The organism is Tunicatimonas sp., assembly GCF_049647865.1.
Taxonomy (GTDB): Bacteria; Bacteroidota; Bacteroidia; order Cytophagales; family Cyclobacteriaceae; genus Tunicatimonas.
Genome location: NZ_JBARYM010000219.1, coordinates 1 through 7,608, shown reverse-complemented (window position 1 = coordinate 7,608; position 7,608 = coordinate 1). Strand labels below are relative to the sequence as shown.

The window sequence follows — 7,608 nt, the reverse complement described above, 5'->3', positions numbered from 1 at the left end:
CAGTGCGTTTGTGGGGTGATGTACCGTTGGTCCTAGAGCCCCAAACTGCTTCTTCAGAGAACTTCTTTCCGTCGCGTACTCCTCAGCGAGAAGTATACGATCAGATTGTCAATGATCTTCAGGATGCCGAAAGTGCAGGTCTACCTTTTACTAACGAAAGCGGTAGAGTTTCTCAGGCAGCGGCCAAAGCCATGCTATCTAAAGTATACCTCACGATGGCTGGGTTTCCACTGAACTTAGGCACCGAGTACTACCAGTTGGCCGCCAATGAAGCTCGAGAGCTTATCGACAATCCAGGCCCCCTCGATTTGTTTGATACCTACCTAGAAGTGCATGATGAGCGTCTGGGCAATCAAGTAGAGCATATCTTCATGATTCAGTACAACAATATGGTAGCTAGCAACCCAATGGGTAATATGTTTCCTAACTTTAAGCCCGTTTCTTATCGAGGACCATCGGGAACCGGGAGTACCGTACCTACTTTCTCCTTCTACGAATCATACGAAGAGGGCGATATCCGAACAGTGGATCAGGAAGGATACTTTTATACTACCTACTTTGAGAACGGAAATGGCGAGCGGTTCGATTTGGGGGCGCCCTATATTTTCAAGCACTTCAACGTAATTGCCAACGGAACGCAGGGAATACCCGGTACAGCTCAGGATAACCTGAACGTACCTATCATGCGATTTGCGGAGGTATTACTAATTTTTGCGGAAGCTTCCAATGAGGTAAATGGCCCTACTCAGGCCGCTCGAGATGCTCTTGCTAGAGTACGTTCCCGAGCCGGATTAGAAACACCCCCGTTGGGTGCTTTAACTCCGGAAAGTTTTCAACAGTTAATCTGGAAAGAGCGTTGGCACGAACTAGCCTACGAAGGAAAAACCTGGTTTGATATGGTGCGTTTACGCCAAGTGTTCAACGAGAATACCAAAGGATTTAATGATTTTGTGGGGCACGTGAACCTGAACTCCAATCAAGCGCTACAAGAAAGACATCTACTGTTTCCTATTCCTTTACAGGAGATGTTGAATAACCCTAATCTAGAAGTGCAGAACCCCGGTTACGAAGCTAGATAGCAGACTAAATCACCAACATATTGAGCCACTGCACTGCCCGGGTAATGCAGTGGCTCTTTTGTTATAACTGCTAAGTATAAACCTGAATGGCTTCTTCTAAAACTTGCCTAATAATATCAACTGGAATATTTTCTCTAGGGTCAATAGAAAATACTTTACTACGCTTACGTCCTTCGCTCTCCAATAAACGATGATTCAGAAAACACGCTTCCACCAAACCGATGTAAGGCTGTTTGATGGCACGATTAAACGATAAATAGCACAGTATCTTCTTATCATAATTAAAGAATGGGGTACGAACTTTCCAAGTTTCACTAGTCTGGGAATCATAATTCAGAATAATATTCCGTAAAGTAAGCAGGTAATTACGGTTAGGTTCTGATTGCTTTTCATAATACTCATCTAAAACTTTTATTTTTTATAAATAATATAAATATTACCACAATATTTCGTTTGTAATAGTTAAATTAGCACAGTACGAAAAATAGTCAACTTGAAAATGCTAAGAAGAGCTAAAAATCTCACCAACTACTATCTACGCTACAACCCCTATTTCAAACAGGAAGTTAAAAAAGTGTTGGAACAGAAAGAGTGGGACAGCAACCAACTTCAGCACTGCCAAAATGAAGCGTTTCTTTCTATATTTCAGCAGGCAGTTAAGCGGTCTTCTTTTTATCAGAAACTGTATGCTACCTACGGAGTCAATATACAAAGTATTAAGTCCGTTGACGATATAGGTAACTTACCAATTGTTACTAAAAAAGAGGTGAGGAAACACTTAGAGTCAATATACATTGGTAACCCCTGGGTTAAAACTAAAGGACATACCAGTGGCACTTCAGGAACACCATTAGTTGTATATCGGGACTATCGATCAACGTTAAAGGAGGGAGCGTACATCTGGGCACAGCGAGCCTTATTTGGTTATCAACCCGGCATGAAAACGGTTTCTTTGCGGGGCATTCTTGACCGACGGCAAATGAAGCAGTATGATCCGCACGCGAATTGCTTATATTTATCTAGCTTCAATCTGAGAGAAGAAAATGCTGACTGGTATTGCCAGCAAATTCAGCAGCTTGAGCCTTACGCAATTTTAGCTTATCCTAGTTCAGTGGAGATTTTAGCTAATTTCTTTCAAAGCCGAGGTTTAACGCTAAACGTACCAGCGATCTTTACATCATCGGAGCAAGTCTACCAGCACCAACGAGAGAAAATAGAAAAAGTATTTAATACCAGAATAGTAGATTGGTACGGAAACGCGGAACGAACCATTGCCCTAGAGCAACGCCAAGACGGTCAGTACTACGAATTACCGATGTACTCGGTAAATGAATACGAAGAGGACAGAACGATTGCTACCGGGTTGATTTCTACTTCATTTCCACTTATTCGGTACCAGGTAGACGATACAATTGTTCCCTGCACAGATCGGAGTAACTATCAGGTTAAGGCGATTGTGGGGAGACACGATGATCTATTGCTGTTACCCGATGGAACTAAAATTGGCCGCATGGGCGCAATGTTCTCAAACATCGACGGACTGGAATTAGCGCAAATTCATCAAAAATGTAGAAAGCGGTTTACAATCAACTTAGTCGTTAATAATCATTTTAGCAGTCAGGGCTTAGAAGAGATGAAATCAAGGCTATGTAATCTAGCGGGGAATCAATTACAGTATGATATTCTTTACGTACAGGAAAATGACATTGTCAGGACTAGAGTCGGCAAATTCAAATTAGTTATTAGCGAAGTAGCCTAAAAATTATCCAGCACTTCGTACTCAATAGGTTTGAACGAATAGTTATTTGACTGCTCGGCGGAGCAAGCGGTTAATCCTACTACAAGGTCCATTTCTGCTTTTAGTACCACATAGTCACCCGCTTTAGAAAGGGGCGGGTCTACTGAGAGTGTACCATCTGGGGCAAACTGCACGTTCATAAATATATTAAATGCCGTAGGTATCTCATCGGGAGTAATGCCGTATTTCTCTAAATTGGTATGCAAGTTCTCAAAACAGCTAGGGTGGTAATCGGTAGTGCCGTAGATGATTTTAAAAGTCTCAGGACTGCAAGGAGCCAGTAAAAAATCGTTTCGCCCGTTCGTATCTTCTACTATATCAAACATAATATTGCTCCGATTGCTGTATAACGAGTGCCCCTTCGTAATCAATAATGTATTGCAGTAGTCTAAGGTCTTACCCGATGAAAGCCACTCTTTTTTATCGTGCTGATTAAAACAAACCATATCCGAAACCTGCTCACCGGATGGATCAGTCACTTTAAGATACTCACCCTTTTTCACCACAAAAGCTGCCCCTGATTGCGGCGGTATTCGGTTACTCACTACGATTGTCTTTATGTAAAAACGGGCACTTCCAGGCTGAAGAAACCTTTCGGCCACTGTACTGTCGTGCTTCGGTAACAGTACCAAAATCAGCCGCCATGGGATTAATGTGCCCTTGCAATTTTTGATCTCGCTCTCTAATAACCTTTCGCATCTTCTGATATTTACCTTCCGCCTTTAGAATGTCAAATTGGCTATGCAGATTGAACACTAAGGCAGGATGCGTAAACCTTCGAGCCAGACGTGAACTGTTCGCGTGCAACCCAATGATGAAAAAGGCAGTTTCAGCAAAGCTAAATCCAAATTCTTTACTGTCAGGATTATGAGATACTGAAGAATCCCATGGCTGATCGTCTAAACGATGTAAAACAGATAATTGCTGCCAGAGGAGCTTTTCAAAGTCTTCTTCTTCCATGGATAATGGCTGCTCAAAGAATGCAACAAAAGTTGTAAAGTTGCTGTCTAGAGTTTCTCTTTCTGCAATAAAATTGCGAAGATCTGGTGCCATGGCTTCGGCAGCTTCGCGACTACCTAGCTGGTTGTAGTAGCCCATTCGGTAGACATCAGTATTAAACGCGGCTTTAGCTCCCAAACAAGGATATTGTTGGTTTAGCACGACGTTCTTAAATTCTTCTTCAATAGAGGAAGGAACTGATTTTGAATAAAATTCGGTAAAATTCATTGGAACTGAGTAATAAAAATAATTCTATAAAGAGACGTTAGTCTTTCTTAAAGTATCATAAATAAAACAACCGGTTTTACCTATTGTTTTATGATATTTAATGATTTAACCATTATTTAATATAAATACTTAAATTTAATAATATGCTTAATTAAACTATTAATAAGTATTTATACCTGTTCGGTAATGCATAATCTCTGGTTCATCAGTTATTTTTACTTAAGTAATCTGAGAGGTTTATTTGAGTATTTATTGCTGTAGCTTAGGTGTTTCAATAAGATGCTGTTTTTGTGTAAGTGTCCGCTAAAGTAGTAAGCGTAACCCGAGGAGTAACAGTGCTATATATACTAATGTAGCTATTCAGCGTATTCTATGTCCGGTACAAAGTATCCGAAAGCATATGCTGTCTAATACAATTCTTTAGATGTATAAGACAGCCTAACAGTAGAAAAATCTTAATTTAGCGTTTAGCTAGTATGATCATATCCTCAGGATCAATAATATCTTTCTTATAACCACCTACAGTAGCTTGAATCATAGCTAATCCGATCTGAGTAGTACTTACCACATAATTAGGTACGATGTTTTTTATAGCTTTCACGAGCCACATGAAGTAGTCGTACATAAACTGGTATCCCTTTGTACGAGACTTTATGCCCCGCAGCGGCAAAAGAATACCAGGACGGAACATGAATGCCTGCCGAAAACCTATTTGGAGTAGATCGTTTTCGGCTTTACCTTTTACTCGGGCCCACATTATACTACTCGTTTCCGAAGAGTCGGTACCTTGGCCTGAAACAAAGATAAAAGTCATTTCCGGATTGTGCTGGTAGAGTGCTTCCGCCAAAGCCATTGTGTACTCATAAGTAACTTTATAGTATTGTTCTTCATTCAGCCCAGCAGCACTAATTCCTAAGCTGTAGTAGCAGGCATTGTACCCCACTAAGCTTTCTTTTATAGAGGTAAAGTCGGCAAAGTTCTGGTGAAGAACTTCTTTAAGTTTAGGGTGCAATATTCCAACTGAGTTACGACCAATGACTAACACCTCGCTGATGGCTTCATGATCTAAGCACTCCAGCAAAACCCCTCTACCGATCATGCCGGTAGCGCCCGTAATAATGACTTTCATAGTAATGCAGCAATTAAGTTAGTATGTTTACTATAGGTGCTTACGGACACCAACCTATTTAAGATTCTAGTAGCCTTGTATCAAAATTGATTGTTTGTGTTAAAGTTTAGTCTATGTTATAATCGGATTAGATTACTTATGAAACTACTGATGGTAATTATTGGGTGCCGTCACAAGAATTGTCTATTATCTTTTCCGTTTTACGAAAGTAAATGATGCACAATATTAACTAGTAATAGGTGTTCGCTAGTTCGGAGTATAGTGAATTTCATAGATACTTATCTTGCTGATAGCAAAGCTGTTTGAAACGAATGCTCTCGATTCGTAGCTAAAAGAAAACACTATCTTTTCTGACAGTGTTTCTTGCTAAATTAAGCAGCTTTCTTGGCTTTGTACTTTTGCCACTGCTGTAGTGACTTGGTTTTTTTAGGGTGAGGCTTACCCATTTCGGCAAAGTATTTTAAATCTTCCATTAGGTCACCAACATTTTTGCTCATTTTAGACCTAATCATCCACCCCATAAAGAAGCCCGGTAGCGGGGCCATCTCCATGCGTAGCTGCATCTGTACCTTCGAGTGGTGCCATCTATAGGAACTACTTTCCAGGTGTTACCGCCCTTTTTAAGCATACTAGGTAGTCCGTCGGCTTTGTAGCTGTAGGTTTAGCTGTTCTTCGTCGTGGTGAGTGATAATTTCTTTTACATCTCCGTAGGTGGACGAACATGTTCTACCTACCAACTATTATCTTTAGTAGGGTAGATTTTCCTGAACCATTTATTCCCAGTAGCCCAATGATCTCGCCTCTTTTACAAGCAACGAATACATCAGTCAGAATATGCTTGGTTCCGAAACTCTTTATAATACTATCTGCCCGAAGCTCGCTCACAGTAGGGCAATTATCACATTGACGATGAATACATTAGCAATGCATGCGCCCCACAGCATGATTTTGCTGATACCCATGTTGTAATAAAAATAGTACTCATTGGCATACCGAAGCTCATAAACGAAGAACTGAAACAACGGAAGAACGAACAGGTAAGCCAATCCTGCATTAGTACTGAAAGTTCCTCCGCTCATGCTACTTCCGAAGAAGCCGAGTAACAAAGAAATGACAATCGTTGGCAGCAGTAGTTTTCTTTGGAATAATAAAATGTACCGAACCTTTTTCACCATTTAGGTCTGGCTACTCATTGCCTACATCGCGCTTTTCACCTTCTTGCACCAGTGGTTCATCTTCGTATTTAGCTTTGTATTTTTCGTATAGCCGCTGCTGCATAGCGGGAAGCGTAATTTCTCTTCCATCAATAAAGGCCTTCGTAATTTGGTTAGTTCGCATATCTAGAGCATCACCTTCGGAGACAAACAATGTAGCACTTTTGCCTTCCTCCAGCGTGCCGTAGCGGTCACCGATACCAAGAATCTGGGCGTTATTTTGAGTAATTAGCTGTACAGCAGCTTCTTTATTAGCGCCGTGGGCGGCGGTAGTGCCCGCTATGAAAGGTAGGTTACGAGCACTCGCATTCATGCCCCGTTCGTAGCCCAAACCTACCGTTAGCCCCGCTTCTTGCAACTGATGGGGCAGCGCATAAGGTTGGTTTACCGGATCACCGGGGCGATTGGGTAGCACATGGGTGTTGCTTACGATAACAGGAATATTTCTGGCTTTCAAGAAGTCTGCTACCAGTAAGGCATCGCCACTGCTGATTAACACAATACGCTGCACCTTACGATCTTCGGCAAAACGAATGCTTTCAATAATCTGCTTGGCTTCGTCAGCATGAATATGCAGGGCTCTTGAACCGTCGAGCAGACCACCCAACGCTTCCAGTTTTAAATTTAGCTCCTCAGGTTTATCTACTTCAAGGTAGGCGGTAGCATCAGCAAACAATTCTTCCAGCATACGGCGTTGTTCGTCATATTGCTCGTTCTTTACCCGCTTCACCGTATACGTAGCGAAGTCAAACTCTTGCCGAAAGCGGCCGGGCCAGTTGATGTGCATCGCATCGTCGGGCTGTACTACCGCATCCTCCCAGTTCCAGGCATCCAGTTGCATCACGGAAGAAGTACCCGGAATAATACCACCCTGCGGAGTAGTCTGAGCTAACAAAATACCATTGAAACGCAGGGTAGGAATAATTTCCGAATCGGTATTATAGGAAATTACGGCTCGAATGTTAGGGTTCAACATACCTCGTTCGGCTTCGTCTACAGTAGCACCCACGGCGCCAATTTCCTTTAAACCCACGGTGGTGTTAGGAAGAATAAAGCCTGGATAGATATGTTGCCCCTCTGCGGGAAGTACCTGGTAGTCGGATAAATCCATATCCTCCAGTACACTGGTTTCGGCCACCATCTCGATGTTACCATCTCGAA

9 protein-coding genes are annotated in these 7,608 nt (G+C 41.9%); 2 read left to right on the top strand and 7 right to left on the bottom strand.

Annotation, left to right across the window (positions count from 1 at the left end; genetic code table 11):
• Both WBA23_RS06770 and WBA23_RS06765 read left to right on the top strand, forming a co-directional pair.
• The coding region (locus WBA23_RS06770; protein WP_424581493.1) for a RagB/SusD family nutrient uptake outer membrane protein at positions 1-1,079 on the top strand (1,079 nt) is incomplete at its 5' end.
• Between the two features lie 499 nt (positions 1,080-1,578).
• Complete coding sequence (locus tag WBA23_RS06765; protein WP_424581492.1) at positions 1,579-2,838, top strand: hypothetical protein; 1,260 nt, start codon at positions 1,579-1,581, stop codon at positions 2,836-2,838.
• Here WBA23_RS06765 and WBA23_RS06760 read toward each other — a convergent pair.
• The 7 genes from WBA23_RS06760 to WBA23_RS06730 all read right to left on the bottom strand — a co-directional run.
• Positions 2,835-3,422, bottom strand: coding sequence for a DUF1989 domain-containing protein (locus WBA23_RS06760; RefSeq protein WP_424581491.1), 588 nt, complete (start codon positions 3,420-3,422; stop codon positions 2,835-2,837). The two genes, WBA23_RS06765 and WBA23_RS06760, sit on opposite strands and share 4 nt — an antisense overlap.
• Entirely contained in the window at positions 3,415-4,104 is a 690-nt protein-coding gene (gene gntA, locus WBA23_RS06755; RefSeq protein ID WP_424581490.1) for a guanitoxin biosynthesis heme-dependent pre-guanitoxin N-hydroxylase GntA, read from the bottom strand. The genes WBA23_RS06760 and gntA overlap by 8 nt, the downstream gene beginning before the upstream one ends.
• A 460-nt stretch (positions 4,105-4,564) precedes the next feature.
• The gene (locus WBA23_RS06750) at positions 4,565-5,233 is read right to left on the bottom strand and encodes an NAD-dependent epimerase/dehydratase family protein (RefSeq protein WP_424581489.1); all 669 of its coding nucleotides are present in this window, start codon (positions 5,231-5,233) and stop codon (positions 4,565-4,567) included.
• 371 nt (positions 5,234-5,604) lie between these two features.
• On the bottom strand, positions 5,605-5,796 hold the full coding sequence (locus tag WBA23_RS06745; protein ID WP_424581488.1) for a hypothetical protein: 192 nt from the start codon (positions 5,794-5,796) through the stop codon (positions 5,605-5,607).
• A gap of 163 nt (positions 5,797-5,959) precedes the next feature.
• A complete protein-coding gene (locus tag WBA23_RS06740; protein WP_424581487.1) occupies positions 5,960-6,118 on the bottom strand; it encodes an ATP-binding cassette domain-containing protein in 159 nt (52 codons plus the stop codon).
• Entirely contained in the window at positions 6,115-6,408 is a 294-nt protein-coding gene (locus WBA23_RS06735) for a hypothetical protein (RefSeq protein WP_424581486.1), read from the bottom strand. The genes WBA23_RS06740 and WBA23_RS06735 overlap by 4 nt, the downstream gene beginning before the upstream one ends.
• 10 nt (positions 6,409-6,418) lie before the next feature.
• On the bottom strand, positions 6,419-7,608 hold a 1,190-nt coding region (locus WBA23_RS06730), incomplete at its 5' end, for an amidohydrolase family protein (protein ID WP_424581485.1).

Excerpts from the sequence above, each read along its gene's own strand:
- WBA23_RS06745 (WP_424581488.1), bottom strand. The coding sequence starts at position 5,796 with ATGCAGCTACGCATGGAGATGGCCCCGCTACCGGGCTTCTTTATGGGG.
- WBA23_RS06765 (WP_424581492.1), top strand. The coding sequence starts at position 1,579 with ATGCTAAGAAGAGCTAAAAATCTCACCAACTACTATCTACGCTACAAC.
- gntA (WP_424581490.1), bottom strand. The coding sequence starts at position 4,104 with ATGAATTTTACCGAATTTTATTCAAAATCAGTTCCTTCCTCTATTGAA.
- WBA23_RS06750 (WP_424581489.1), bottom strand. The coding sequence starts at position 5,233 with ATGAAAGTCATTATTACGGGCGCTACCGGCATGATCGGTAGAGGGGTT.
- WBA23_RS06735 (WP_424581486.1), bottom strand. The coding sequence starts at position 6,408 with ATGGTGAAAAAGGTTCGGTACATTTTATTATTCCAAAGAAAACTACTG.